The organism is Erwinia sp. 9145, from assembly GCF_000745075.1.
Taxonomy (GTDB): domain Bacteria; phylum Pseudomonadota; class Gammaproteobacteria; order Enterobacterales; family Enterobacteriaceae; genus Erwinia; species Erwinia oleae.
In genome coordinates this window covers 2,607,674-2,631,637 of sequence record NZ_JQNE01000001.1, presented here as the reverse complement: position 1 = coordinate 2,631,637, position 23,964 = coordinate 2,607,674, and the positions used below count along the sequence as shown (strand labels likewise).

The window sequence follows — 23,964 nt, the reverse complement described above, 5'->3', positions numbered from 1 at the left end:
GCATTAAATAAAACGTTCCTGCCCAGACCAACAGGATAAAAGAGATCCCCATCAACGCATATTTCACGAACCACTCCTGAATTACTCTGTCCGGCAGCGCATCAGCCGGACATCTCATTTAGCCACGAAACGCTCATGGCGGAACCGTTCGCTAATTTACCCGCTCTGGATTTCAAAATAAAGACATGCAAAAAAAAGCCCGCTCGCCGCGGGCATAACATATTGTTATAAGTACAAAAAACTCATTATTGTTGTTGCTGTGTGTCGGGACATCATCGCATTCAGCGCCCGCATGCGCCAGCCGGTATTCTTAATCGATTCAATTGGTAAAAATTTGTCTTACTCGGTAAAAAAAGTGCAAATACGATTTTTCCCGCTGGCGAAGCGTAGCGGGATTGATACTATCCTGCACCGGAGGAGAGTTCATATGAAGAAAACGGTTTTCGCAGCGCTGAGCATGCTGCTGCTGGCAGGATGTACATCCGGTAAGCCCGGCGCTTTTGAAAAGGTCGATGAAGATCCGGTAGCCAATACCGTTCAGTATCGTTTTAATCCGCAAAAGGTCGATAAAACCGCTATGGAAAAGGACGTGAAAAACTACTGCGCTGAGCGCGGATTTGATAAGGTTGATCCTATTGAGCCGCACGAAAGTCGACTGCCCGGACTAATGAAAGCCTGGTATCAGTGTAATTACACGATTAAAAGCTGAATAAAAAAATGGGCGGAAATTTCCCGCCCAATATTTTTCATATTTTTATTTTTATATTGCCGTGTGCAGGCTTTGCCCGCTTGAGAATGAACAATTTTCATTCTCTTATAATTCATCTCTTAGCGACAGCCACCCTTAATGATAATGATGCCCTGTGCCTGCCGCCGTGCCTTTCATACGTGACGCTACCGGGTCATAACCCGCACGCCAGCGAGGCAAAAAAGTTTTCTCATGCGCTGGCTCCGGTAATTAGCAACTGTACAAAAACAAAGTGGAGAAATAATGCCAGCAGTGTAGAGTTAATTAAACATATATTACAAAATAATTCGAATGTGAATAATTAACAAAAAACCAATCAGGATAAATAAGATAAAGATGAAAAAACGCTTTCACAGAATGCTCTTAATTTTTCTTCCTTTCTGTCATTATTCATTTTATCCCAAATTTAACCGAAACGGCAATTATGGCCTAGACTCAGGGTGAGTAAATTCGGGAGAAATTATGCCTTATCAGATTAAAAATGTGCTGGCCGCTCAGGCTGAATTAGGCGAGTGTCCGCTGTGGTCGGTGGACGAGCAGGTGCTCTACTTTGTCGATATTCTTGCGCCCGCTCTGCATCGCTTCGATCCGCAAAGCGGCGAACATCAGGTAATGCCGGTAGAAGAGCATATTGGCTGTTTTGGTCTGCATGAGAAAGGCGGATTTGTCGCCGCACTGCGCAGCGGCGTTTGCCTGCTGGATCAACAGGGAAAGGTCACGCAGCGTATCGCTCCTAACCCCGGCGAGGCGGCGCGTAGCCGTTTCAACGACGGGCGGGTGGATCGTTTTGGCCGCTTCTGGTGCGGCAGCCTGTGGGAGCCGCAGGATCGTAACGGCGGCAAGCTGTGTCGGCTGGATGAGAACATGCAGCTCACCGTACAGGCCGGGGACGTGATGATCTCCAACGGCGTCGCTTTTTCACCCGACAGCCGCTGGATGTATCACACCGATACGCCTAACGGCGTGCTCTATCGCTATCCGATGGACGAGCAGGGCGAAATCGGCCCGCGTGAGGTGATAAGGCGATTTGCGCAGGCGCAGGGCGGATTACCAGACGGCGCAGCCGTGGACAGTGAAGGATTTTACTGGGCAGCCATGTTCGACGGTTCGCGCGTTGTTCGCATGGATCCTGCTGACGGGCAGATCGTCGATGAAATTCCGTTGCCGGTGCGTTGGCCAACGATGATCGCCTTTGGCGGGCCCGATCTGAAAACGCTCTACATTACCAGCTCCCGCGAAGGGCGCACGGCAGAAGAGCTGGCTGCTTACCCGCAGTCTGGCGATCTGCTTGCGGTACGCGTCGGTGTGGCAGGGCTGCCCGAACCGCACTTTCGACAGCGATAAAAAATCCGGCCTAAAAGGCCGGTTGTAATCAGACAATGTGCATTCAGGCATGCTGCAAGGCTTTTTTTCCTTCGCTGCGCTGATGCGGCAGGCGGATGACCAGTGAGGCAATCAGCGAGATAACCAGCAGCGTCATAATCAGGCTGAAGGTGACGGTGAAGCCGCCAAACAGCGAGGCAATTAACGAACCCATCACGCTGCCAATACCAAATCCCAGGTAAATCAGCCCATAATTTTTGGTCAGATTGTTCAGGCCGAAGAAGTCACTGACCAGGGAAGGATAGACGGTGATGGTGCCGCCAAAGCTGAAGGCGACGCAGGCGATGGAAATAAAGAAAGTGGTTTCATTCATCGCAGTAAACAGCAGAATGCTCATTCCCACCAGCGAGACGACCTGTGCCAGAGTGATAACGCGGATGCGGGCAATTTTATCGGACAATACGCCCAGCACCAGCCGACCGCTCAGGTTCGCGATAGCGATAATGGTTACCGCATTGGCGGCAGTCTGTGCGGAGAGATGCACCAGGCTCTCACCGATATCCTTCGCTACGCCAATCACGTAGAGACCGCTCATGCAGGCGGTAAGAAACATCAGCGCCAGCAGCCAGTACTGTGGCATACGCACCGCTTCCGGCAGAGAAAAATCGCGCGTCTGGTTTTCGTTATGGAGTGCGGTAACCTGCTGCTGTGGCGCATCTTTCATCAGCAGCGCAGCGGGAATAATCATCGCCATCGCCAGTCCGCCCCAGATGATAAAGGTTGTCTCCAGACCGTTGTTGCTCAGTAAATAACTACAGATGAATTTAAAACCCAGGCTACCGAGCCCGTACGCGCCGATTGCGCAGGCGGAAATCAGTCCCTTACGTTCCGGGAACCACTTAACGCAGTTCGATAATGTCATCAGATAGCCCGCGCCATCGGCCAGGCCCACCAGCACGCCTGCGCTCAGGTAGAGCATAAACAGGTTATCGGCGTGGGCGGTAAGATAAAAACCCGTTGCCAGCAGCAAACCGGCGCCGATCGTGACGTTGCGTACGCCAAAACGCTCCTGTAGCTTCCCGGCCACCGAGGAAGCAATGGCCAGCCCCAGACTTAACAGACCAAAAGAAAAGGCAATCTGACCGACAGGCGCGTCCAGTTTATGGGAAAGCTGACCATTGAACAGGCTCCAGGTATAAACCGAACCCAGCGCAAACTGCGTGATAATTGTGCCAATCAGGGTCAACCAACGGGTACGGTTGTGGTTTTGACAGACGGTATGTGTGCTCATAAAACGCTCCCGGCGAACGGTAAGTTATTGAGCACATGATAGGGCCGGGCTTACGCGCGCGGGGCGATAACGGCATGAAGTGCCGCCCGCGCGGAATGAAATGCCTCCTGCACGGCATGAATGACCGGACAGGAGGGAACCGCTGTGGGGTTACGCGCGGGCTATGCGAATATTTCTCATATCATTGCCGGTAGGCGTTTGATGCACGCGTAACCCGAACGCCGGCAGCACCGCAAAGATATGGTCAAAGATATCCGATTGAATTTTCTCATATTCCAGCCAGACAGTGGTATCAGTAAACATATAGACCTCAACCGGCAGGCCATCCGGGCCGGGCGCAAGCTGGCGAACCATCAGCGTCATGCCTTTATGGCTGTGCGGATGCGCCTTCAGCCACGCTTCGAGCCAGGCGCGAAACGTGCCGATGTTGGTCATGCGGCGGCCGTTGAGCGGCATGCTTAAGTCGCAGCCGAGTTCAGCGTTATGTTTTGCCACTTCGACCTGTTTTCCCGTCAGATATGGCGTCAGCAGCTGAGCGTCCATCATTTTGTCGATATCTTCATCCGTTAAAAAATGAATGCTGGTGGTATCAATATTGATGCTGCGCTTGATGCGGCGTCCGCCGGATTCCGTCATGCCGCGCCAGTTTTTAAACGAGTCGGAAATCAGCGCATAGGTAGGAATGGTGGTAATGGTTTTGTCCCAGTTGCTCACTTTCACGGTCGTCAGGCTGATATCCACCACGTCGCCGTCCGCGCCATATTTCGGCATCTCCAGCCAGTCACCAATTTTAAGCATGTTATTGGCAGAGAGCTGGATACCTGCCACCAGCCCCAGGATGGGATCTTTAAAGACCAGCATCAGCACCGCGGTCATCGCACCGAGGCCGGTGAGCAGCACCAGCGGGGATTTGCCAATCAGAACTGAAATAATCATCAGCGTAACCAGCAGCGCGCCAATCAGCTTCAGGCTCTGGAAAATTCCACGCAGCGGCAACTGACGCGCAATCACGCTGTTTTCCGACAGTTCAAGCAGTACGTCCAGCAGCGAAAAAAACAGCAGCAGGCTGAAAATCATCACCCAAACCTGGCTGACGGCCATCAGCACCGTAAACAGCGGATCGCTTCCGCTCAGGAACAGTTCAATCTGAAACTGGAATAAAAACCCCTGAACCAGCAGGGCAAAGCGGCTGAAGAGATTCTTTTTAATAACAGACGTTGGCCACTGGCGCGAAGAACGCCCGGCAAAGCGCGTCAGCAGCGGCAGCATCACCTGATGCAGCAAAGCGTGAACAACAAGCGAAATAAGCAAAATAATGCCGACAGTCGCTAAGACAGCAATCGGCGAGGCATAAGGCAGATTAATGGCGGTGAGCCATTGAAGGAGGTAGTGGTGCATCCGTTTCTATTCCCTGTTAAAAAACGTTCCCAAACGACAAGGTAATCCATTTGCTATGGCTGGCGCGGAGGATAACGCGCATCGGGTCGCCGGATCAAATCCGGTTGATGTTAAGGTTGAGCGTCCCCGGAGAGAGAGGCGGCTGAAAGCGCTTTTTTCTTAACTTTCAGCCGCAGCAGAGAGCGAATCAGCCCTGAATGTAGCTGCGAATCGCATCTGCGATGGCTTTGCTGCTTTGGCGCTCGTCGCGATGCTCGGTATCGTCCGCCACCTTTTGCAGATACTTGTTGAGCTTACCGCCGGTAGGAACGTTGCCATAGGCAATTAACATCTGCACGATTTGGCGCAGGGCCAGTACTTCAACGGTAAGGCGTTCAACAACGGGATCTTTATCTGGCATAACCAACTCCGGTAAGGCGTAGTGAATTGCGCTTAATGTACGCTACCTGTGGAATAATCAATCGGTGGAATACAGGGGAGAAGGAAGGGTTATTTTATTGCGCTTGAGTTTCATCAATATCAGGCAGAATATAAACACCTGCTTCCAGAATCCTGACTCTCCTTATGCTCATCCATACTGATACTGACAGAACGCCCGGTGCAGACAGCTGGCTGGCCTGTCTGCTGGCCGCCGTTGCGGGCGCATTAAACACCGCTGCGTTTGAAATAGTCGGTTTTTTTTCCGCTAACATGACCGGCAATCTCTCTTCTCTTTCAGACAATCTTGCGAAGGTGAAATGGAGTAGCGGAGGCTTCTTTTTAGCCCTTGTGCTGCTGTTTATCACCGGCGCGACCCTTGCCACGCTCATCGTCAATGCCGGGCGCAGACGGAACATGCGGGGAATTTATGCCTTTGTGATCCTGATTGAGGCCACGGCGCTGATTGTACTGGGCACTGTTGAAATAACGGTGTCGCTCGCGTCGCCGGGCATCGTGTTGATCATGTGCCTCAGCCTGCTGATGGGATTGCAAAACGCGGTGGTCACGCGTATCTCCAACGCCCGTGTGCGCACGACACATATCTCCGGAACGGCAACGGACATTGGTATCGAGCTGGCGATGATGATCGATATTGTGCTGCGTCGGGAATCACCGAAGCAGGCTTCGCCTTTTATTGAACGACTGAAGTTACATGGACTGACGCTGTTCGGCTTTTTCGTTGGCGGCGTGACAGGCATTCTGGCCTGGAACTTACTCGGCTATGCGTTTTTAATTGTGACCGGCGGCCTGTTGATTTTTATGGCCATGTTATCGCTACAACGCGCCAGAAAGCACGCGTCGTCGGCAAAATTGCTTGATGCTAACCAATAATTTGCTGACGCGAGAGAGGAAAGAAATGGCGTCCCCTGCAGGAATCGAACCTACAACTAGCCCTTAGGAGGGGCTCGTTATATCCATTTAACTAAGGGGACAGCGCCGGGAGTATAGCGCGATTTTATACGCAGATTAACCACTTACCCGTTCGACTGCTGTTTTTGTCATCAATCGGCCCGTTTTCGTTGCCGTTAGCGGGCAGAGATATCCGCAACATCGCGCCAGCTGGCGTCGGTTATTACCAGCCGCCGCGGGGCGCGAAAAACGGCTGATACTTTTCCTTATGCCTGTCACTCAGAGGGGGCGCTTTCCTTCTGTTTCTCATCCTTGCCACGCGGCTTCTCTTTTGACTGTGCCTCAGTTTTTGCTTTAGTGCTCATATCATTGCGGATTTGAGCATGGCTGATCAGCGCAAAAATAAAGGTGCCGCCAATGATGTTACCGGCGAGCGTCGGCAACGCAAAAGGCCAGAAAAAGTCATGCCAGCTGATCAAACCGTTGAATACCAGATAAAGAACCTCCACTGAACCCACCACGATGTGCGCCAGATCGCCCAGCGCTACCAGCCAGGTCATCAGGACGATAACCTGGATCTTCGCCGCGCCGGCAGAGGGGAACATCCAGACCATAGTGGCGATGATCCAACCCGAAACAATAGCGTTAGCAAACATCTCAGCAGGCGTGTTTTCCATCACCTTCTGACTGATGGAAACAAACGCAGTGCGCGTGGCATCATCAAAAATGGGCATGTGGGTAAAGGCCAGCGCGCCCATCGCGGTGCCGATCAGATTGCCGCCCAGCACAATGCCCCAGAGCCGGAACAGCAGCACAAAATTACCGCCGGTGGGCTTGTGCATAATCGGCAAGACGGCGGTCACGGTATTCTCCGTAAACAGTTGCTGTCGCGCCATAATCACAATAACGAAGCCAAAGGTATAGCCTAAGTTCTCCAGCAGGAAAGCGCCGGGAACGCCTTCAAGATTGGCCTGAAAGATGCCTTTTGCCATGAGCGATGCGCCCATCGAAAGGCCTGCGGCGATAGCGGAAAACAGCAGCGCCATGCCGTCGCGTTCCAGCTCTTTTTCACCTTCCTGACGAATCTGCTCATGCACCGCTGCGGCGCGGGAGGGAAGCGCCTCTTCATCAACTTCGATAGATTCTCCCTGTTCGCTCTCTTCACTCTCAACTTCTGAGCTGTCGTTTTTTGTCGTCACGTTACGTTTCCTGATGCCTGAGATAATGTTGCCCGTGGCGTGTGACGGGCCAGTTCGCTGATAAAAGTGTAGCTAAATGTTATGAAGTGGATAATAAGACTTTAACATTACAACTTTTTTTTGGTTAACTGCCGCGAAACGTAGAGGGATCACAGCCGGGTTCGCCGCAGGCTGCGACGCGATGATTTACTGTGGTACTATTTCACCCAATGTTAATAAGCCTGATAGTCTGCCATGCTGGAAGCTACTCATCTGACCTGTATTCGCGGCGAACGCACGCTGTTTCGCGACCTGAATTTTACGGTAGCGGCTGGTGATATCGTACAGATTGCCGGGGCGAACGGCGCAGGCAAAACGTCGTTGCTGCGGATCCTCGCCGGTTTGAGTCGCGCTGAGCAGGGCGAGGTCTGCTGGCAACAGCAACCGATTCATCGTCAGCGCGAAAACTACCACGCCGCAATGCTGTGGATTGGGCACCAGCCGGGCATCAAAGCAACCCTGACCGCCGGTGAAAACCTCCGGTTTTATCATCCTGCTCATCAGGAAGAGGCACTTCTTGACGCGCTGGATGCCGTGAATCTGACCGGCTTTGACGACGTGGCGGTCGGGCAGCTTTCTGCGGGCCAGCAGCGCCGCGTCGCGCTGGCGCGTCTGTGGCTGACGGCAGCACCGCTGTGGATCCTTGATGAACCGCTCACCGCGATTGATATTGACGGCGTCGCCAGCCTGATGGCGCTTTTTACGCGGCATGCGGACAACGGCGGATCGATAATTCTAACCACCCATCAGTCGCTGCCTGCGTCCAGCCGTGACATACGAAAAATCTCGTTGTCCATGACGGAGCCAGCCTGATGCTGTGGCGCGTGTTAAATCGCGAACTGCGCGTGGCTTTTCGCAGCGGCATGGAGGTGATAAACCCGCTGTGGTTTTTTCTCATCGTCATCACCTTGTTTCCGCTGGCAACAGGGCCGGAACCACGGCTGCTGGCGCGTATCGCGCCGGGGATCGTATGGGTTGCGGCGCTGCTCTCCTCGCTGCTGGCGCTGGAGCGCCTGTTTCGCGATGACTTTCTCGACGGTTCGCTGGAGCAACTCATGCTGTTGCCCGCGCCGCTGCCGCTAACGGTATTAGGAAAAGTGATCGCTCACTGGGTGGTGACCGGCGTGCCGCTGATCCTGCTCTCTCCCCTGGCGGCGCTGCTGCTGTCGCTGGATTTTGCCAGCTGGCGCGCCGTTGCGCTTACTCTGCTGCTGGGCACGCCGACCTTGAGTTTTCTCGGCGCGGTGGGCGTCGCGCTGACCGTCGGGTTGCGGCGCGGCGGCGTACTGCTCAGCGTGCTGGTCCTGCCGCTGGCGATGCCGGTGCTGATCTTCGCCAGCGCGGCCATTGATGCTGCCGGACAAGGCCTGCCTGTAGAAGGCTATCTGGCGATTTTAGGCGCGATGCTGGCGGGCAGCGCCACGCTGACGCCTTTTGCTACCGCAGCGGCGCTGCGGGTGAGCATGCACTGATGTAATTTTCATAATAAATATCAGAACGTTTTACCTTTATGTGAGCAAAATAATAATGTGGAAATGGATACATCAGCTCGGCAGGCCCGACCGGCTCTATCAGCTCTGCGGTCGCCTTACTCCCTGGTTTGCGGTATCGGGCATCATTGCACTTTTCACCGGCTGGATCTGGGGCTTTGGTTTCGCACCCGCCGACTATCAGCAGGGCAACAGCTACCGCATTATTTACCTGCACGTGCCTGCGGCTATGTGGTCGATGGGCATCTATGCCTCGATGGCTGTCGCCGCCTTCACCGGCCTGGTGTGGCAGTGGAAAACGGCCGATCTTGCCGCGGCGGCGATGGCACCGGTGGGTGCCGTATTTACCTTTATCGCGCTGGTTACCGGCTCCGTCTGGGGAAAACCGATGTGGGGCACCTGGTGGATTTGGGATGCGCGCCTCACCTCTGAGCTGGTGCTGCTGTTCCTCTACATGGGCGTTATCGCGCTTTACAATGCGTTTGACGACCGGCGTATGGCAGGCCGCGCCGCCGGTATTCTGATCCTGGTTGGCGTGGTCAATTTGCCGATTATTCACTTCTCGGTACAGTGGTGGAACACGCTCCATCAGGGCTCGTCCGGGATGCTTCAGCAGGCGATCGATCCCACCATGCGCACGCCGCTGCGCTGGTCGATTGCGGGCTACCTGCTGCTTTTTATCACCCTGACGCTGATGCGCCTGCGTAACCTGCTGCTTGCCAGCGAGCGTCATCGTCCGTGGGTCACCGCGCTGGTGGAAAAGGGAGGGCAGAAAGCATGACGCCTGCATTCGCCTCCTGGCAGGAATTTTTCGCCATGGGCGGTTACGCCTTTTACGTCTGGCTGGCCGTGGCCTGCACGCTGGCCGCGCTGGCCGGCCTGATACTGCATACGGTTATGCAGCGTCGCGCATTACTGAAGGCAATCCGTCAGCGGCAGTCGCGCGAGCGTCGCCTCCGCGCGGTAAAACAGCAGCAGGTTGCCGGAGGAGTACAATGAATCCCCGCCGCAGAAATCGGTTATTGACGGTGTTCGCGGTGCTGCTGGGCCTTGGCGTTGCCACCTCGCTGGTGATGTACGCGCTGCGTTCAAATATCGATCTCTTTTACACGCCGGGCGAAATCCTTAACGGCAAGGGCGATAAGCACGAAAAACCTGAGCCGGGGCAGCGCCTGCGGGTGGGTGGGATGGTGCTGCCGGGCAGCGTGAAACGCGATCCCACCACGCTACAGGTTTCGTTCCGCCTTTACGACGGGCAGGGGATCATTGACGTCAGCTATCAGGGCATCCTGCCGGATCTTTTCCGCGAAGGGCAGGGCGTGGTGGCGCAGGGCGTGCTGGAGGCGGGCAACTGCGTCAATGCGAAAGAGGTGCTGGCAAAGCACGATGAAAAATATACGCCGCCGGAAATTAAAGACGCGATGAATAAAAACCATCACGGCCCGGCGGAGATTTACCGTGAAGGCGGTCAGGGAGGCGCATCATGATCCCGGAGATCGGCAGCTTTCTGCTCTGCCTGGCGCTGGCGCTTTCCCTGCTGTTGAGCTTTTATCCGCTGTGGGGCGCCGCGCGGCAGGACGTGCGTCTGATGGGGCTGGCGCGGCCGCTCAGTTACGGGCTTTTTGCCTGTGTCGCCGGTGCGTTTGCGCTGCTGGTGCATGCTTTCGTGGTCAATGATTTCAGTGTGGCTTACGTCGCCGCCAACTCAAACACGCTGCTGCCGGTGTATTATCGCGTTGCCGCCACCTGGGGCGCACATGAAGGATCGTTACTGCTTTGGGTGCTGCTACTGAGCGGCTGGACGCTCGCCGTGGCGCTGTTCAGCCGCCGACTGCCCCGGGACGCCATTGCGCGCGTGCTGGCGGTGATGGGCATGATCAACCTTGGCTTTTTGTTGTTCATCACCCTGACGTCGAATCCGTTTAATCGAACGCTGCCGGATTTCCCGATTGACGGCAGCGATCTCAATCCGATGTTGCAGGATATCGGCCTCATCTTCCATCCGCCGCTGCTCTATATGGGCTATGTGGGTTTCTCGGTGGCATTTGCCTTCGCTATCGCCTCGCTGATGGCGGGCAGGCTGGATACCGCCTGGGCGCGCTGGTCGCGGCCGTGGACGATAGCCGCCTGGGTTTTTCTGACGGTGGGCATCGTGCTGGGCTCTGCCTGGGCCTACTACGAACTTGGCTGGGGCGGCTGGTGGTTCTGGGATCCGGTGGAAAACGCCTCCTTTATGCCCTGGCTGGTCGGCACTGCGCTGATCCACTCGCTGGCGGTGACCGAAAAGCGCGGCACCTTCAAAGCATGGACGGTGCTGCTGGCCATCACTGCCTTCTCGCTCAGCCTGCTCGGCACGTTTCTGGTGCGCTCTGGCGTGCTGATCTCCGTTCACTCCTTTGCGTCCGATCCCGCGCGCGGCATGTTCATTCTGGCTTTCCTGGTGATCGTTATTGGCAGCTCGCTGCTGCTTTACGCCATAAAAGGCAGCAAGGTACGCAGCCGGGTACAGAACGAGGCCTGGTCGCGTGAATCCTTCCTGCTTGGCAACAACGTGCTGCTGATTGCGGCGATGCTGGTGGTGCTGCTGGGAACGCTGCTGCCGCTGGTGCACAAGCAGCTTGGTCTGGGCAGCATCTCAATTGGCGAACCTTTCTTTAATATGCTTTTTACCTGGCTGATGGCGCCGCTGGCGCTGATGATGGGGATTGGGCCGCTGATCCGCTGGCGACGCGACACGCCGCAAACGCTGTGGAAACGGCTGTCGGTTGCGCTGGTGGTTACGCTGATCCTCTCCATTGCGCTGCCCTGGCTGATGCAGGATCGCGTTGAGGCGATGACGGTGGTGGGGCTGCTGATGGCGATTTGGGTCATTTTACTGACGCTGATGGAGCTGCATGAGCGCGCCACCCATCGCCACGGTTTTTTTCGCGGGCTCAGCCACCTTTCGCGCAGCCACTGGGGCATGGTGCTCGGTCATCTGGGCGTGGCGGTGACGGTCATCGGTATCGCCTTCAGCCAGAACTACAGCGTTGAACGCGACGTGCGTATGCGCGCCGGCGAAGCGGTAGATATCCATAACTATCATTTCATTTTCCGCGACGTTCAACCGTTGCAGGGCCCTAACTACAGCGGCGGCGCGGGCATCATTGAGGTGACCCGCAATGGCAAACATGAGACGACGCTCAGAGCAGAAAAACGCTACTACAGCGTGGCGAATGCTATTATGACCGAAGCCGCCATCAGCGGTGGCCTGACGCGCGATCTTTACGCCGCGCTGGGCGAAAAGCTGGATGACGGCGCCTGGGCCGTGCGCATTTATTACAAACCCTTTGTGCGGTGGATATGGTTCGGCGGCGCGTTTATGGCAGTGGGTGGCCTCTTCTGCCTGCTCGATCCGCGCTACCGTTCCCGCAGAAACACAGAGCAGGCCCGGAGATGACGAAAAAAATCTTCTATATACCGTTAGCGCTTTTTTTGCTGTTGGCTGCTGCGCTGATGTGGCAGCTATCGCGCAATGCCAACGGCGACGATCCTTCCCGGCTCGAATCGGCGCTGATCGGCAAACCGGTGCCGTCGTTTACCCTGGAATCGCTTGATAATCAGGGGAAAACCTACGACAGAACCGTGCTGGTCGGCGGCAGGCCGCTGCTGCTTAACGTCTGGGCGACCTGGTGCCCCACCTGCCGGGTGGAGCACCACTATCTTAATGCCCTGGCGGCGCAGGGCGTGCGGCTGGTGGGACTGAACTATAAAGACGATCGCCATAAAGCTATCGACTGGCTGAACAATTCTGGCAATCCTTACGCCCTGAGCCTGTATGATGGAAGCGGCATGCTGGGGCTGGATCTTGGCGTTTATGGCGCGCCGGAAACGTTTTTGATCGACGCAAAAGGTATCATCCGCTATCGCCACGTGGGCGATATGAATGACGAAGTCTGGACAAAGGAAGTTAAACCCCTGTGGGACAAATATAACAAGGAGGCAGGCGCATGAAACATCTGATTATCATATTGGCGGCGCTGATGTTCAGCGCACTGATAAACGCAGAACCCATTGATACCTGGCATTTTTCCTCAGTGGAACAGGAGCAGCAGTACCGTCATCTGACCGAATCGCTGCGTTGCCCAAAGTGTCAGAACAACAGTATTGCTGACTCAAACGCGATGATTGCCGGCGACATGCGCCTGAAGGTTTATGAGCTGCTTCAGGCTGGACAAACGCCGGAACAGATAAAAGCCTATATGGTGGCGCGCTATGGCAACTTCGTCACTTACGCGCCGCCGCTGATGGCCTCTACGGTTATCCTGTGGGCCGGGCCTGCGCTGTTTGTCTTTATTGGCGCGCTGGTGATTATTTTGCGCAGTAAAAGGCGTCCGCTCGACGTCGCCGATGTGGATGAAGTGCGCCTGAAAACGTTGTTGAAAGATAACGGGAAGCAGCCATGACGGTATTCTGGATGACGGTATGCGTGCTGCTGGCGGCGGCGGCTGGCCTGCTGCTGGCAGGTGGAAGAAAGCCGCAGCCGTCGACCAGACGCGACGCGCTCAATACTGAGTTTTATCATCAGCGCCTGCGCGAACTTGAAGAGGATGAGGCGCAGGGCGTGGTGGCCGGTCGTGCGGAAATGGTGCGCGAGCTCCAGCAGACGCTGCTGCTGGATATTCCGCAGAACGCGCCGGTAGATGAACGCCGCGCAGGGCGTCGGGTTCTGCTGCCGGGCGCGCTGGTGCTGCTGGTGGTGAGCCTGGGTTTTTATTTCAAAACCGGTGGCTACATGCAGGTGGTGGCGTGGCGACAGATACAGGACGATCTGCCTGCTCTGCGTGCGCAGGTGATGAATCCGCAGGCAAAACCTTTATCGCCGGAGGCGCTGGCGCGGCTCGGACTGGGCATACGCACGTCACTGCAACAGAACCCGCACAGCCTCAGCGACTGGCTGATGCTGGGCCGCATTGGCATGGTGCTCAACAATGCCGCCATGGCCACGCAGGCTTTTCACCGCGCCATGCAGCTCGCGCCGGATAACCCGGACGTTCAGCTCAGCTACGCTGAAGTGCTGACGCGTTCGGACGATCCGGGAGACGTGCGCCAGGCGGGCGAACTGCTTGAAGCGATGGAGAAGCACGACGGCAACAATCTTCGCCTGCTCAGCCAGTTGGCATTTAATGCTTTCGCGCAACAGCGTTATGATCGGGCCATTGTAATCTGGCAAAAGATGTTACAGTTGTTACCGGCTGAGGACAGGCGCGCGGAGATGATTCGCCGTAGCATCGGGCAGGCCCGCTCTGAATCGGCCGCCCGCCAGGCGCCAACTGACAATTGACTACAGGGAGACAGCTATGACCTACCGTGTGACGGGCATCGCGCTGGCCAGCGTACTGCTGATAGGGTGCGCCAGTTCGGGGCCAGAAGATGAGCCGCAGGGCCGGTCCGATCCGTTTGAAGGCTTCAACCGCACCATGTTCGATTTTAATTACAACATCCTTGATCCGTACGTGCTGCGTCCGGTTGCGGTGGCGTGGCGCGACTATGTTCCTGTACCGGCGCGATCGGGGCTGAGCAACTTTCTTGGTAACCTGAGCGAACCCTCAACAATGGTGAACTATTTTGTTGAGGGCAAGCCTTACAAGGCGATGATCCACTTCAACCGTTTCTTCCTGAACACGCTGCTGGGCATGGGCGGATTTATCGACGTGGCCGGTATGGCGAACCCAAAACTGGCGAAGGAAGAACCGAGGCGCTTCGGCAGCACGCTCGGCAATTACGGCGTGGGCTATGGCCCGTATGTCGAGCTGCCAGGCTACGGCAGCTTTACGCCGCGGGAAGACGTCGGCGGAGTGGTGGATACGCTTTACGCGCCGCTGAGCTGGTTGAGCTGGCCAATGACGGCCGGAAAATGGGTGCTTGAAGGGGTGGAAACCCGTGCTCAACTGCTGGATTCCGATGCTATCCTGCGGAATTCCAACGATCCTTATGCCTTTGTGCGCGCGGCTTACTTCCAGCGGCATGACTTCCTTGCCAGCGACGGCAAGCTGATCCCGCAGGAGAACCCGAACGCGGCGGCGATTCAGGATGAACTCAACGATATTGACGCGGAATAATGCGCAAAAAAAAGCCTGTCGCGAGACAGGCTTTTTTGGCATTCGGTTATCAGAACTTATAGTTAAAGTTCGCGCCGTAAAGCCAGGCTTTACCGGTTGAATTAAAGGTGTACGGCCCTTCTTCCACCGTCACATGCTGACCGTGCATATAAGAGAGGCCGACATCGACCGACGCATCCTGATTGAAAGCATACGAGGCGCCTGCGCTCAGCCACAGACGATCCTGGTCAGGAATAGAGATTGAACGCTGTTCGGCAGGAACCGGGCTGTCATCAAAGGCGATACCGGTACGGAACGTCCAGTTTTCATCATAGAAATACGACGTTCCCAATGCGATGCGGTAAGCGTCTTTATAGCTCTCATCTTTATAGAACAGCGTCTGACCGTTGCTACCGGTCGCTTTCAGTTCCTGGAACTGACTCCAGCTGGTATAAGCGAGACTGTAATGTACCGCCCACTGCGGCGCCACTTTATGGTAGCCGGACACTTCCCACATCTCAGGCAGATTCAGGGTCAGCGCGCCGGGAATGGTGTTGCCATCGGTGCCGTATAAGCCGCTTGACTGCAATGCCGGGTTCAGTGCGGAAGGAATGCTGCTTTTGTAGTCGCCGTCAAAATCAATTTTCACTTCTGAGCGATAGGTAAAGCCGAAACGGTTGTTCTCATCCACTTCATAAAGAATACCGGCGTTCCAGCCGTAACCCCATTCGTCACCTTTGAGGTGCACTATCTGCGTATCCGCCGGTAAGCCCAACGCCGTGCCCGTTTCACCCGCATAACGTTCGATCTTCGCCCGTGCATAAACGGCGTCAAAACCGACACCGAAGCTGAAGTTATCATTCAGTCGGTACGCGGTGCTCAGATTCAGATTCATGGTCTGAAGATCGGTTTTGCCTGCATAAGGCCCGGCGGTGTAATTGTTATTAAATTCTGTCGCCAGACCATAGTTAGAGGTGGCGGATGCACCCACCCACCATTGATCGTTAATGGGCTGAACGTAGTGCAGGTTGGGCACCCACTGCGTTGGCGCAATATTGTTGGCGTTCAGGCTCTGCCCGGACAGCGAGCTGTTACCGTCGATGTTCACATCAGGATCGATATACACCGCGCCAATGGAGAACATGGGCCTGTCCATCAGCGCCATGGTGGCAGGGTTTCGGCTGGCTGAGGCGGCGGTATCGCCCATTGCGCCTTCGCCTGAGTAGGCGCGACCTAAGCCGATAGAGGAAAATTCATTCAGTTGAAAGCCGGCTGCATAAACATTTGATGAGACAATTGCCACTGCCACTGCAAGCGCTGACTTTGCAAAAACGGATTTATGGTTCATGACCACAACCTCATTATTCGATTTTATAAATTCTGTTACATGGCGTAACAGGGGATGGCGGATTTTACGGGCTGAGATACGGCAGACAAATCAGACCAGTGCAGTATAGGTCTGACCTGTATCCATGTTGCAATATTGTTTTATAAATATTTCTTAAATGATCTAAGAAAAGCGATCTGCTTAACAAAATCGTGCTGTTGAAAAACACCTCAGAGGGTGAGAATTGTCGCAGATCAACTTTCATTCTGATTCTATGCATTTACCGACGCTGAATTCATTGGTAACCGGACAACGGCATCATCGCAGAGTAAAATAAGCGCAACTATTCTTTGACCCGTCAGGAGAACGCATGACTCATTCCATTAATAAATGCAGCGCTAATGAAACCGCAGCCTGCTGCTGCGTTGACGTTGGCACCATTATGGATAACACCGACTGCACCGCAAGCTGGAGCCAGCTCTGCGACGATCGCCAGCAGGCAGAAACACGTCTGAATCAGCTGACCGACAAAGCGCGTCAGGTTGAGTCTGAACCCTGCATAATCAACAGCCGCTTTACCGAAGAAGCCGACGGTGTGCGTCTGGACATCGATTTCACTTTTTCGTGTCAGGCGGAAACGATGATTTTCCAGCTCGGCCTGCGTTAATCCTTCTTCGCGCGATGGGTTACTGCCCGTCGCGCTTCAAAAGCGTGTTTCTTCTCGCATTTTTCTTCTGTTCCCCGTGCAGAACGCCCGACATTCGTTACTCTTACAGGTCAGACCTGCTGGCAATGACGCCGGTTACTGACTTTACAGGGGATGAGAATGACCAAAGCGTTACCTTTGCTCACGCGTCAGGGCGATCGCATCGCGATAACTCACGGATTACGTACGCCTTTTGCTAAGCAGGCCACGGCGCTGCACGGCATTCCTGCGGTGGAGCTCGGAACGATGGTGGTCAGCGAGCTGCTGGCGCGCAGCGAGATGCCTGCCGACATCATTGAGCAGCTGGTATTTGGCCAGGTGGTGCAGATGCCGGAAGCGCCAAATATCGCGCGCGAAATTGTGCTGGCCAGCGGCCTTGGCGTGCATACCGATGCTTACAGCGTCAGCCGCGCCTGCGCCACCAGTTTTCAGGCGGTGGCGAACGTTACCGAGAGCCTGCTGGCCGGCCACATCCAGGCCGGTATTGCCGGTGGCGCTGACTCCTCTTCCGTGTTGCCCATTGGCGTCAGCAAAAAACTGGGGCGCGTGCTGGTCGATCTCAGTAAAGCAAAAAGCCTGTCGCAAAAACTCACGCTGATCGGCCAGCTTCGTCCTCGCGATTTACTGCCCGTTCCGCCCGCCGTGGCGGAGTACTCCACCGGCCTGCGTATGGGCGATACCGCTGAACAGATGGCGAAAAGCCATGGGATCACCCGCGAACAACAGGATGCACTGGCGCATCGGTCGCATCAGCGTGCCGCAAAAGCATGGGAGGAGGGCAGGCTGAGCGCGGAGGTGATGACCGCGTACGTTCCGCCGTGGAAAAGCCCTTTCGAACGTGACAACAACGTGCGGGGTCAGTCGCGGCTGGAAGATTACGCAAAATTGCGTCCGGCCTTCGATCGGCGGCACGGCACCGTGACGGCGGCAAACAGTACCCCGCTCACCGACGGCGCCGCCGCGGTGGTGCTGATGACCGAATCACGCGCCAGGTCGTTGGGGATCACGCCGCTTGGCTTCCTGCGCAGCTATGCCTTTACCGCCATCGACGTGCGTCACGATATGCTGCTTGGGCCGGCGTGGGCTTCGCCGCTGGCGCTGGATCGCGCCGGCATTACCTTAAGCGATCTGACGCTCATTGATATGCACGAAGCCTTCGCGGCGCAAACGCTGGCTAACCTGAAGATGTTTGCCGACGAGCGTTTTGCGCGCGAAGTGCTCAATCGTCCGCAGGCTCTGGGCGAGGTGGATGAGGAAAAATTCAACGTGCTCGGCGGCTCCATTGCATACGGACATCCGTTTGCCGCCACCGGCGCGCGCATGATCACCCAAACGCTCCATGAGCTGCGCCGTCGCGGCGGCGGCCTGGGGCTGGTCACCGCCTGCGCGGCGGGCGGGCTGGGTGCGGCAATGGTTCTGGAGGCCGAATAATGGAAAACCGTTCAGCATTTACTCTCACTATGCGGCCGGATAACGTGGGCGTTATCACCATTGATGTGCCGGATGAAAAGATGAATACGCTTAAGGCGGCGTTCGTGGGGCAAATTCGCGATGCGATCGCGCGGGCGCGGCAGAACGCCAGTCTGGCCGGGCTGGTACTGATCTCCGGCAAACCCGATTCGTTTATCGCCGGTGCGGATATCACCATGCTCGACAACTGTACCACCGCGGCGGAAGCGCAGGCGCTGGCGCAGGAAGGACAGCGGGTGATGGCGGAAATCGCCGCCATGCCGGTCACCGTGGTGGCGGCGATCCACGGTGCCTGTCTGGGCGGCGGCCTTGAACTGGCGCTGGCCTGCAATCAGCGGGTCTGCACGCTGGATGAGAAAACCCGGCTCGGTCTGCCGGAGGTGCAACTCGGCCTGCTGCCAGGCTCCGGCGGCACGCAGCGTCTGCCCGCCCTGATCGGCGCGTCAAAGGCGCTGGATCTGATCCTCACCGGGAAGACGCTTCGCGCGCGTCAGGCGCTGAATATGGGGCTGGTAGACGAGGTCGTTCCGCCGGCGATCCTGCTGGAAACGGCGGTCAAAAGGGTGCTGGAAGGCAGGAAACCTGAGAAAGCGCTGCCGCTCCGCGAGCGCGTCTTACACGCGCCGGGCGGCCGCGATCTGCTGTTCTCGCTGGCGGCCAGACAGGCGGCGGCGAAAACAAAGGGCAACTATCCGGCCACCGGGAAAATTCTTTCGGTGATCCGCACCGGCCTGGAGCGCGGCAGCAGCGCCGGTTACGATGCGGAGGCGAAAGCCTTTGGTCAACTGGTGATGACGCCGGAATCCGCCGCGCTGCGCAGCCTCTTTTTTGCCACGACGGAACTGAAAAAAGATCCGGGCTCAGACGCTGCGCCGTGTGAGCTGCATACCATTGGCGTGCTGGGCGGAGGGCTGATGGGCGGCGGCATCGCCAGTGTCGCCGCCACGCGCGGCACATTCCCGGTGCGCATCAAAGATATCAGGCCAGAAGGCATTAACCATGCGATGAAGTACAGCTGGGATCTGTTAAGCAAACAGGTCAGGCGTAAACGTCTCACCGCCGCCGGGCGGCAACAGCAAATGGGCCTGATTACCGGCACCACCGATTTCAGCGGTTTTCGCCAGCGCGACCTGGTGATCGAAGCGGTATTCGAAAACCTCGCGCTCAAGCAGCAGATGGTGGCGGACGTGGAGGCCAACGCCGCGCCGCACACGATTTTTGCCTCAAACACCTCGTCGCTCCCCATTGCGGATATCGCCGCGCGGGCGCAGCGGCCTGGGCAGGTGATTGGCCTGCACTTCTTCAGTCCGGTCGATAAGATGCCGCTGGTGGAGGTGATCCCCCACGCAGGTACCGCCGCCGGAACCGTTGCCACCACCGTTGCGCTGGCGAAAAAGCTGGGTAAAACGCCGATTGTGGTGGCCGATCGCGCGGGATTTTACGTCAACCGCATTCTCGCACCTTATATTAACGAGGCGCTGCGCTGCCTGCTGGCAGGCGAAACCATCGAAAGCATTGACCGGGCGCTGGTGCAGTTTGGTTTTCCGGTAGGGCCGTTACAACTGCTGGATGAGGTCGGTATTGATATCGGCACGCACATTCTGCCGGTGCTGCAGAAAGCGTGGGGCGAGCGGTTCAGAGCGCCTGACGCGGTTGAGGCGGTGCTGAACGATAATCGTAAAGGGCGAAAAAATGGCCGGGGTTTTTATCTTTACGGTACGCGCCGTTGGGGCAGAAAAAAGCAGGCCGACAGCTCAATCTACACTTTGCTGAACGTAACGCCGCGAACGTCCCTCAGCGGTGAGCTGATCGCTCAGCGTTGCGTCATGATGATGCTGAATGAGGCGGCCCGAACGCTGGATGAGAAGGTGATCCGCAGCGCGCGCGATGGTGATATCGGCGCGGTGTTTGGCATCGGTTTTCCGCCTTTCCTCGGCGGGCCGTTCCGCTATATGGATCGCCTGGGCGCAGACGCGATCGTGAATACGCTGGAACAGTTGACCCACACCTGCGGCGAGCGCTTTGCGCCATGCGAGCGGCTGCGTCAAATGGCGCACGGTGGCGAAACCTTTTATCAACGGCGGGTAAACCTGAACAGCCACACGGATTCAACGGGTTAGATTTTTAAAAATGCAAAAGGCCGCAAATGCGGCTGCTCAATGATTAAACAACAGGTTGACTTAACTTCAACCATTAGGGTAAAACACAGCGTTCATTCGCAGAATGAAGAGCCGGGAAACGCGTTTTCCTGGCGTTTTTGTTTAACAATAGCGGTGCATTATGCAAGTTTTCATTATGCGTCACGGCGATGCGGCACTGGATGCGGCTAGTGATTCGGCAAGACCTCTTACTCATTGCGGCAGCGATGAGTCGCGCCAGATGGCGAAGTGGATGAACGATCAGGCGGTGGATATTGACCGCGTGCTGGTCAGCCCCTATCTCCGGGCACAGCAGACGCTGGCAACGGTACGTGAAGCGCTGACGCTGCCGGACGGGCAGGAAGTGCTGCCAGAGCTGACGCCAGGCGGCGATCCCGCGCTGACCGCCTGCTACATTCAGGCGCTGGCGAAAGAGGGCGTGAAGTCTGCGCTGGTCATTTCTCATCTGCCGCTGGTGGGCTATCTGGTTTCTGAACTCTGCCCGCAGGAAGCGCCGCCGATGTTTGCGACTTCCGCTATTGCCTGCATTGATTATGATGCCGACAGCGCCTGCGGCAGGCTGGTCTGGCACGTCAGCCCGGCAAAACTGGCGAAGGCGATGTAACTCCTTTACGGATGCCGCCTGCTCAGGGCAGTTCGGGCGGCACCCACTCTTCAACTTCAATCAGCACCAGCAGCGCGGCGTCACCGCCAAACAGTTTTGGCGCCTGATGAAAGGCCATCACCAGCGGATGCTGGGCCAGCCAGAGCGGCGTTTGCTGCTTCAGGACATGCTTGCCGTGTCCGTGCATCACGCTGGCGCAAAAGATGTGTTCGCGACGGCAGGCAGCGATCAGCGCGCCTAACTCCTCTTTCGCCTGCTTTTGCGTCAGCCCGTGCAGATCCAGAAAAATCTCTGGCGTATAGTCGCCGCGCCGCAATTTTTTCAGCTCATAGTGGCTGACGTCGCTGCGCACGTAGCGTACCGCTCCCTCTTCCGGCAGCAGCGGCTGAAACTCATCAGAAAAGTAGTGGCTGGCATCGCGCTGCTCTGAAAGCAGGCGTTTTTGCGGCACTTCACCGATCTTTTTACGCTGCGGCTTGTGGATGATGGTGTCCTGGCTCAGCCTGCGCGTGCCGGTCATCAGGCTGCGAAACAGCGCCTGCTCTTCCGCGCTCAGCTTCTGTTTTTTGGTCATCGGATTTCCGGTTTTTATCAGGTGGACGGGCTTCGCTTCCTTCCCGTCCGTTCTGCCCTCAGTCTACCCTGGCTTTATCCATCAAAAAACAAATGTCGGCTTTTTCACGCTGTTGCGCTGGATTTACCTGCACTTCATGGCAAACTAGCGACCAGGTATACGTCAGGCCTCTGGAGGGCACTTTGGACAAAATTTTCGTCGATGAGGCAGTCAGCGAACTGCACACTATCCAGGATATGCTGCGCTGGTCGGTCAGCCGCTTTTCCGCTGCCGAACTCTGGTACGGTCATGGCACCGATAATCCCTGGGACGAAGCCGTCCAGTTGGTTCTGCCCACGCTCTATTTGCCGCTCGATATCCCGGAAGATATGCGCACTGCTCGCCTCACCGCCAGCGAACGCCATCGCATCGTTGAGCGCGTGATCCGCCGCATTAACGAACGCATTCCTGTTGCCTATCTGACCAATCGCGCCTGGTTCTGCGGCCATGAGTTTTACGTTGATGAGCGCGTGCTGGTGCCGCGTTCACCGATTGGCGAACTGATCAACGAACGCTTTGCCGCCGTGCTTCCGCACGAACCCAAACACATTCTGGATATGTGCACCGGTAGCGGTTGTATCGCCATCGCCTGCGCTTATGCCTTCCCGAATGCGGAAGTGGACGCGGTGGATATCTCCACCGACGCGCTGGCGGTTGCCGAGCAGAACATTGAGGCGCACGGCATGCAGCACAACGTCACGCCCATCCGCGCCGACCTGTTCCGTGAACTGCCCAACACGCCATACGATCTGATTGTCACCAATCCGCCCTATGTGGACGAGGACGACATGAGCGACCTGCCGGGCGAGTACCGCCACGAGCCGCAGCTGGGCCTGGCCGCAGGCAGCGACGGGCTGAAGCTGGCGCGACGTATTTTAGCCAACGCGCCGGATTATCTGAGCGAAGAGGGCGTTTTGATTTGTGAAGTGGGCAACAGCATGGTGCACATGATTGAGCAGTACCCGGACGTGCCCTTCACCTGGCTGGAGTTCGCCAACGGCGGCGACGGCGTATTTATGCTGACGCGCGAGCAGATCGTCGCTGCGCAGCATCACTTCAGCTTTTATAAAGATTAAGTCAGCCAATATTCAGGAGCCAGCATGGCGGGTAACACTATCGGACAGGTTTTTCGCGTCACCACCTTTGGAGAATCCCACGGGCCGGCGCTGGGCGGCATCGTTGACGGCGTCCCGCCGGGTATTCCCCTGACGGAGGCGGATTTACAGCACGATCTCGACCGACGTCGTCCCGGTACGTCGCGCTACACCACCCAGCGTCGCGAGCCCGATCGGGTGAAGATCCTTTCCGGCGTCTTTGAAGGCGTCACCACCGGCACCAGCATTGGTTTGCTGATCGAAAACACCGACCAGCGCTCGCAGGACTACGGCGCGATTAAAGACGTGTTCCGCCCGAATCACGCCGACTACACCTACGAGCAAAAATACGGCCTGCGCGACTATCGCGGCGGCGGACGCTCTTCGGCGCGCGAAACCGCGATGCGCGTCGCCGCGGGCGCGATTGCCAAAAAATATCTTGAGATAAAGCATGGCGTTCGCGTGCGCGGTTATCTGGCGCAGATTGGCGACGTCGCCTGCGAGCTGCGCGACTGGGATCAGGTAGAACAGAACCCTTTCTTCTGTCCCGATCCGGACAAAATCGAGGCGCTGGATGCGCTGATGCGCGAGCTGAAAAAAGAGGGCGACTCCATCGGCGCGAAGGTGGCGGTGATGGCAGAAAACGTGCCGCCTGGCCTTGGCGAACCGGTCTTCGATCGTCTGGATGCGGATCTCGCTCACGCGCTGATGAGCATCAACGCGGTGAAGGGCGTGGAAATTGGCGACGGCTTCGCGGTGGTGAACAAGCGCGGCAGCGAACATCGCGACGAGCTGCGCGTCAACGGTTTCCAGAGCAACCATTCGGGCGGTATTCTTGGCGGCATCAGCAGCGGCCAGCCGATTCTGGCGACCATCGCCATGAAGCCCACTTCCAGCATTACCGTGCCAGGCAGAACCATCAACCGCGCGGGCGAAGAGGTGGAGATGGTAACCAAAGGGCGTCACGATCCCTGCGTTGGCATCCGTGCCGTGCCCATTGCCGAAGCGATGATGGCTATCGTACTGATGGATCACCTGCTGCGCCAGCGCGCGCAGAACGCCGATGTCCAGACCTCAATTCCACGCTGGTAGCC

At 56.7% G+C, this 23,964-nt stretch carries 26 protein-coding genes and 1 tRNA gene; 20 read left to right on the top strand and 7 right to left on the bottom strand.

Features of this window, described 5'->3' with window-relative positions; genetic code table 11:
• The first annotated feature begins 427 nt into the window (after positions 1 to 427).
• From FA91_RS12585 to FA91_RS12580, 3 genes are all read left to right on the top strand, one after another.
• On the top strand, positions 428 to 709 hold the full coding sequence (locus tag FA91_RS12585; protein WP_034916229.1) for a membrane lipoprotein lipid attachment site-containing protein: 282 nt from the start codon (positions 428 to 430) through the stop codon (positions 707 to 709).
• A gap of 8 nt (positions 710 to 717) precedes the next feature.
• A complete protein-coding gene (locus FA91_RS21055) occupies positions 718 to 1,053 on the top strand; it encodes a hypothetical protein (protein WP_156103079.1) in 336 nt (111 codons plus the stop codon).
• A gap of 157 nt (positions 1,054 to 1,210) precedes the next feature.
• Entirely contained in the window at positions 1,211 to 2,092 is an 882-nt protein-coding gene (locus FA91_RS12580) for an SMP-30/gluconolactonase/LRE family protein (RefSeq protein WP_034916227.1), read from the top strand.
• A gap of 43 nt (positions 2,093 to 2,135) precedes the next feature.
• On the opposite strand, the gene FA91_RS12575 is transcribed toward FA91_RS12580, so the two are convergent.
• The 3 genes from FA91_RS12575 to FA91_RS12565 all read right to left on the bottom strand — a co-directional run bounded on the left by FA91_RS12575 (position 2,136) and on the right by FA91_RS12565 (position 5,160).
• Positions 2,136 to 3,362, bottom strand: a complete 1,227-nt coding sequence (locus FA91_RS12575) for an MFS transporter (protein ID WP_034916225.1) — start codon at positions 3,360 to 3,362, stop codon at positions 2,136 to 2,138.
• A 150-nt stretch (positions 3,363 to 3,512) separates the two neighbouring features.
• Positions 3,513 to 4,760, bottom strand: a complete 1,248-nt coding sequence (locus FA91_RS12570; RefSeq protein ID WP_034916223.1) for a mechanosensitive ion channel domain-containing protein — start codon at positions 4,758 to 4,760, stop codon at positions 3,513 to 3,515.
• Between the two features lie 187 nt (positions 4,761 to 4,947).
• Complete coding sequence (locus tag FA91_RS12565; RefSeq protein ID WP_034916222.1) at positions 4,948 to 5,160, bottom strand: hypothetical protein; 213 nt, start codon at positions 5,158 to 5,160, stop codon at positions 4,948 to 4,950.
• Positions 5,161 to 5,324: 164 nt separating this feature from the next.
• Between FA91_RS12565 and FA91_RS12560 the strand changes: the two genes are divergently transcribed.
• Positions 5,325 to 6,071: a YoaK family protein gene (locus FA91_RS12560; RefSeq protein ID WP_034916220.1), complete on the top strand. Its 747-nt coding sequence runs from the start codon at positions 5,325 to 5,327 to the stop codon at positions 6,069 to 6,071.
• A gap of 26 nt (positions 6,072 to 6,097) precedes the next feature.
• On the opposite strand, the gene FA91_RS12555 is transcribed toward FA91_RS12560, so the two are convergent.
• Both FA91_RS12555 and FA91_RS12550 read right to left on the bottom strand, forming a co-directional pair.
• Positions 6,098 to 6,172, bottom strand: a tRNA-Arg gene (locus tag FA91_RS12555).
• A gap of 192 nt (positions 6,173 to 6,364) precedes the next feature.
• Entirely contained in the window at positions 6,365 to 7,288 is a 924-nt protein-coding gene (locus tag FA91_RS12550; protein WP_034916218.1) for a formate/nitrite transporter family protein, read from the bottom strand.
• 234 nt (positions 7,289 to 7,522) lie between these two features.
• On the opposite strand from FA91_RS12550, the gene ccmA reads away from it, so the two are divergent.
• Genes ccmA through mlaA form a run of 10 tightly spaced genes read left to right on the top strand, consistent with a single transcriptional unit; the run spans position 7,523 to position 14,918 of the window.
• Positions 7,523 to 8,140, top strand: a complete 618-nt coding sequence (gene ccmA, locus FA91_RS12545) for a cytochrome c biogenesis heme-transporting ATPase CcmA (protein WP_034916217.1) — start codon at positions 7,523 to 7,525, stop codon at positions 8,138 to 8,140.
• A complete protein-coding gene (gene ccmB / locus FA91_RS12540) occupies positions 8,140 to 8,799 on the top strand; it encodes a heme exporter protein CcmB (protein WP_034916216.1) in 660 nt (219 codons plus the stop codon). Before ccmA ends, ccmB begins: the two co-directional genes overlap by 1 nt.
• Positions 8,800 to 8,854: 55 nt before the next feature.
• Positions 8,855 to 9,598, top strand: a complete 744-nt coding sequence (locus FA91_RS12535) for a heme ABC transporter permease (RefSeq protein ID WP_034916215.1) — start codon at positions 8,855 to 8,857, stop codon at positions 9,596 to 9,598.
• Positions 9,595 to 9,816, top strand: coding sequence for a heme exporter protein CcmD (gene ccmD / locus FA91_RS12530; protein WP_034916214.1), 222 nt, complete (start codon positions 9,595 to 9,597; stop codon positions 9,814 to 9,816). The genes FA91_RS12535 and ccmD overlap by 4 nt, the downstream gene beginning before the upstream one ends.
• The gene (gene ccmE, locus FA91_RS12525; protein ID WP_034916212.1) at positions 9,813 to 10,304 is read left to right on the top strand and encodes a cytochrome c maturation protein CcmE; all 492 of its coding nucleotides are present in this window, start codon (positions 9,813 to 9,815) and stop codon (positions 10,302 to 10,304) included. The genes ccmD and ccmE overlap by 4 nt, the downstream gene beginning before the upstream one ends.
• Positions 10,301 to 12,256 carry a heme lyase CcmF/NrfE family subunit gene (locus FA91_RS12520; protein WP_034916210.1) on the top strand — a complete coding sequence of 652 codons (1,956 nt, stop codon included), beginning with the start codon at positions 10,301 to 10,303 and terminating at the stop codon, positions 12,254 to 12,256. The genes ccmE and FA91_RS12520 overlap by 4 nt, the downstream gene beginning before the upstream one ends.
• Positions 12,253 to 12,810: a DsbE family thiol:disulfide interchange protein gene (locus FA91_RS12515; protein WP_034916208.1), complete on the top strand. Its 558-nt coding sequence runs from the start codon at positions 12,253 to 12,255 to the stop codon at positions 12,808 to 12,810. The genes FA91_RS12520 and FA91_RS12515 overlap by 4 nt, the downstream gene beginning before the upstream one ends.
• The gene (locus tag FA91_RS12510; protein WP_034916206.1) at positions 12,807 to 13,262 is read left to right on the top strand and encodes a cytochrome c-type biogenesis protein; all 456 of its coding nucleotides are present in this window, start codon (positions 12,807 to 12,809) and stop codon (positions 13,260 to 13,262) included. Before FA91_RS12515 ends, FA91_RS12510 begins: the two co-directional genes overlap by 4 nt.
• Entirely contained in the window at positions 13,259 to 14,140 is an 882-nt protein-coding gene (ccmI, locus tag FA91_RS12505) for a c-type cytochrome biogenesis protein CcmI (RefSeq protein ID WP_051937156.1), read from the top strand. Before FA91_RS12510 ends, ccmI begins: the two co-directional genes overlap by 4 nt.
• Positions 14,141 to 14,156: 16 nt before the next feature.
• The gene (gene mlaA, locus FA91_RS12500; protein WP_034916204.1) at positions 14,157 to 14,918 is read left to right on the top strand and encodes a phospholipid-binding lipoprotein MlaA; all 762 of its coding nucleotides are present in this window, start codon (positions 14,157 to 14,159) and stop codon (positions 14,916 to 14,918) included.
• 49 nt (positions 14,919 to 14,967) lie between these two features.
• Here the strand turns inward: mlaA and fadL are convergent, their stop codons facing one another.
• Positions 14,968 to 16,245 carry a long-chain fatty acid transporter FadL gene (gene fadL / locus FA91_RS12495; protein WP_034916202.1) on the bottom strand — a complete coding sequence of 426 codons (1,278 nt, stop codon included), beginning with the start codon at positions 16,243 to 16,245 and terminating at the stop codon, positions 14,968 to 14,970.
• A gap of 349 nt (positions 16,246 to 16,594) precedes the next feature.
• On the opposite strand from fadL, the gene FA91_RS12490 reads away from it, so the two are divergent.
• The 4 genes from FA91_RS12490 (at position 16,595) to sixA (ending at position 21,163) form a co-directional block, all read left to right on the top strand.
• Entirely contained in the window at positions 16,595 to 16,891 is a 297-nt protein-coding gene (locus FA91_RS12490; protein ID WP_082212588.1) for a YfcZ/YiiS family protein, read from the top strand.
• Positions 16,892 to 17,050: 159 nt separating this feature from the next.
• A complete protein-coding gene (gene fadI / locus FA91_RS12485) occupies positions 17,051 to 18,361 on the top strand; it encodes an acetyl-CoA C-acyltransferase FadI (RefSeq protein ID WP_034916200.1) in 1,311 nt (436 codons plus the stop codon).
• Entirely contained in the window at positions 18,361 to 20,520 is a 2,160-nt protein-coding gene (gene fadJ / locus FA91_RS12480; RefSeq protein ID WP_034916198.1) for a fatty acid oxidation complex subunit alpha FadJ, read from the top strand. Before fadI ends, fadJ begins: the two co-directional genes overlap by 1 nt.
• Before the next feature lie 160 nt (positions 20,521 to 20,680).
• Positions 20,681 to 21,163 carry a phosphohistidine phosphatase SixA gene (sixA, locus tag FA91_RS12475; RefSeq protein WP_034916196.1) on the top strand — a complete coding sequence of 161 codons (483 nt, stop codon included), beginning with the start codon at positions 20,681 to 20,683 and terminating at the stop codon, positions 21,161 to 21,163.
• Positions 21,164 to 21,185: 22 nt separating this feature from the next.
• Here sixA and smrB read toward each other — a convergent pair whose 3' ends face one another.
• Complete coding sequence (gene smrB, locus FA91_RS12470; RefSeq protein WP_034916194.1) at positions 21,186 to 21,737, bottom strand: endonuclease SmrB; 552 nt, start codon at positions 21,735 to 21,737, stop codon at positions 21,186 to 21,188.
• Between the two features lie 182 nt (positions 21,738 to 21,919).
• Here smrB and prmB point away from each other — a divergent pair, with 182 nt between their 5' ends.
• Together prmB and aroC are read left to right on the top strand one after the other, a co-directional pair.
• Entirely contained in the window at positions 21,920 to 22,852 is a 933-nt protein-coding gene (gene prmB, locus FA91_RS12465) for a 50S ribosomal protein L3 N(5)-glutamine methyltransferase (RefSeq protein WP_034916192.1), read from the top strand.
• 24 nt (positions 22,853 to 22,876) lie between these two features.
• The gene (gene aroC / locus FA91_RS12460) at positions 22,877 to 23,962 is read left to right on the top strand and encodes a chorismate synthase (RefSeq protein ID WP_034916190.1); all 1,086 of its coding nucleotides are present in this window, start codon (positions 22,877 to 22,879) and stop codon (positions 23,960 to 23,962) included.
• Positions 23,963 to 23,964 lie beyond the last annotated feature (2 nt).

Bases quoted from the DNA above. Each gene is read 5' to 3' on its own strand.
- FA91_RS12585 (WP_034916229.1), top strand. From the start codon at position 428: ATGAAGAAAACGGTTTTCGCAGCGCTGAGCATGCTGCTGCTGGCAGGA.
- FA91_RS21055 (WP_156103079.1), top strand. From the start codon at position 718: ATGGGCGGAAATTTCCCGCCCAATATTTTTCATATTTTTATTTTTATA.
- FA91_RS12580 (WP_034916227.1), top strand. From the start codon at position 1,211: ATGCCTTATCAGATTAAAAATGTGCTGGCCGCTCAGGCTGAATTAGGC.
- FA91_RS12575 (WP_034916225.1), bottom strand. From the start codon at position 3,362: ATGAGCACACATACCGTCTGTCAAAACCACAACCGTACCCGTTGGTTG.
- FA91_RS12570 (WP_034916223.1), bottom strand. From the start codon at position 4,760: ATGCACCACTACCTCCTTCAATGGCTCACCGCCATTAATCTGCCTTAT.
- FA91_RS12565 (WP_034916222.1), bottom strand. From the start codon at position 5,160: ATGCCAGATAAAGATCCCGTTGTTGAACGCCTTACCGTTGAAGTACTG.
- FA91_RS12560 (WP_034916220.1), top strand. From the start codon at position 5,325: ATGCTCATCCATACTGATACTGACAGAACGCCCGGTGCAGACAGCTGG.
- ccmA (WP_034916217.1), top strand. From the start codon at position 7,523: ATGCTGGAAGCTACTCATCTGACCTGTATTCGCGGCGAACGCACGCTG.
- ccmB (WP_034916216.1), top strand. From the start codon at position 8,140: ATGCTGTGGCGCGTGTTAAATCGCGAACTGCGCGTGGCTTTTCGCAGC.
- FA91_RS12535 (WP_034916215.1), top strand. From the start codon at position 8,855: ATGTGGAAATGGATACATCAGCTCGGCAGGCCCGACCGGCTCTATCAG.
- ccmD (WP_034916214.1), top strand. From the start codon at position 9,595: ATGACGCCTGCATTCGCCTCCTGGCAGGAATTTTTCGCCATGGGCGGT.
- ccmE (WP_034916212.1), top strand. From the start codon at position 9,813: ATGAATCCCCGCCGCAGAAATCGGTTATTGACGGTGTTCGCGGTGCTG.
- FA91_RS12520 (WP_034916210.1), top strand. From the start codon at position 10,301: ATGATCCCGGAGATCGGCAGCTTTCTGCTCTGCCTGGCGCTGGCGCTT.
- FA91_RS12515 (WP_034916208.1), top strand. From the start codon at position 12,253: ATGACGAAAAAAATCTTCTATATACCGTTAGCGCTTTTTTTGCTGTTG.
- FA91_RS12510 (WP_034916206.1), top strand. From the start codon at position 12,807: ATGAAACATCTGATTATCATATTGGCGGCGCTGATGTTCAGCGCACTG.
- ccmI (WP_051937156.1), top strand. From the start codon at position 13,259: ATGACGGTATTCTGGATGACGGTATGCGTGCTGCTGGCGGCGGCGGCT.
- mlaA (WP_034916204.1), top strand. From the start codon at position 14,157: ATGACCTACCGTGTGACGGGCATCGCGCTGGCCAGCGTACTGCTGATA.
- fadL (WP_034916202.1), bottom strand. From the start codon at position 16,245: ATGAACCATAAATCCGTTTTTGCAAAGTCAGCGCTTGCAGTGGCAGTG.
- FA91_RS12490 (WP_082212588.1), top strand. From the start codon at position 16,595: ATGACTCATTCCATTAATAAATGCAGCGCTAATGAAACCGCAGCCTGC.
- fadI (WP_034916200.1), top strand. From the start codon at position 17,051: ATGACCAAAGCGTTACCTTTGCTCACGCGTCAGGGCGATCGCATCGCG.
- fadJ (WP_034916198.1), top strand. From the start codon at position 18,361: ATGGAAAACCGTTCAGCATTTACTCTCACTATGCGGCCGGATAACGTG.
- sixA (WP_034916196.1), top strand. From the start codon at position 20,681: ATGCAAGTTTTCATTATGCGTCACGGCGATGCGGCACTGGATGCGGCT.
- smrB (WP_034916194.1), bottom strand. From the start codon at position 21,737: ATGACCAAAAAACAGAAGCTGAGCGCGGAAGAGCAGGCGCTGTTTCGC.
- aroC (WP_034916190.1), top strand. From the start codon at position 22,877: ATGGCGGGTAACACTATCGGACAGGTTTTTCGCGTCACCACCTTTGGA.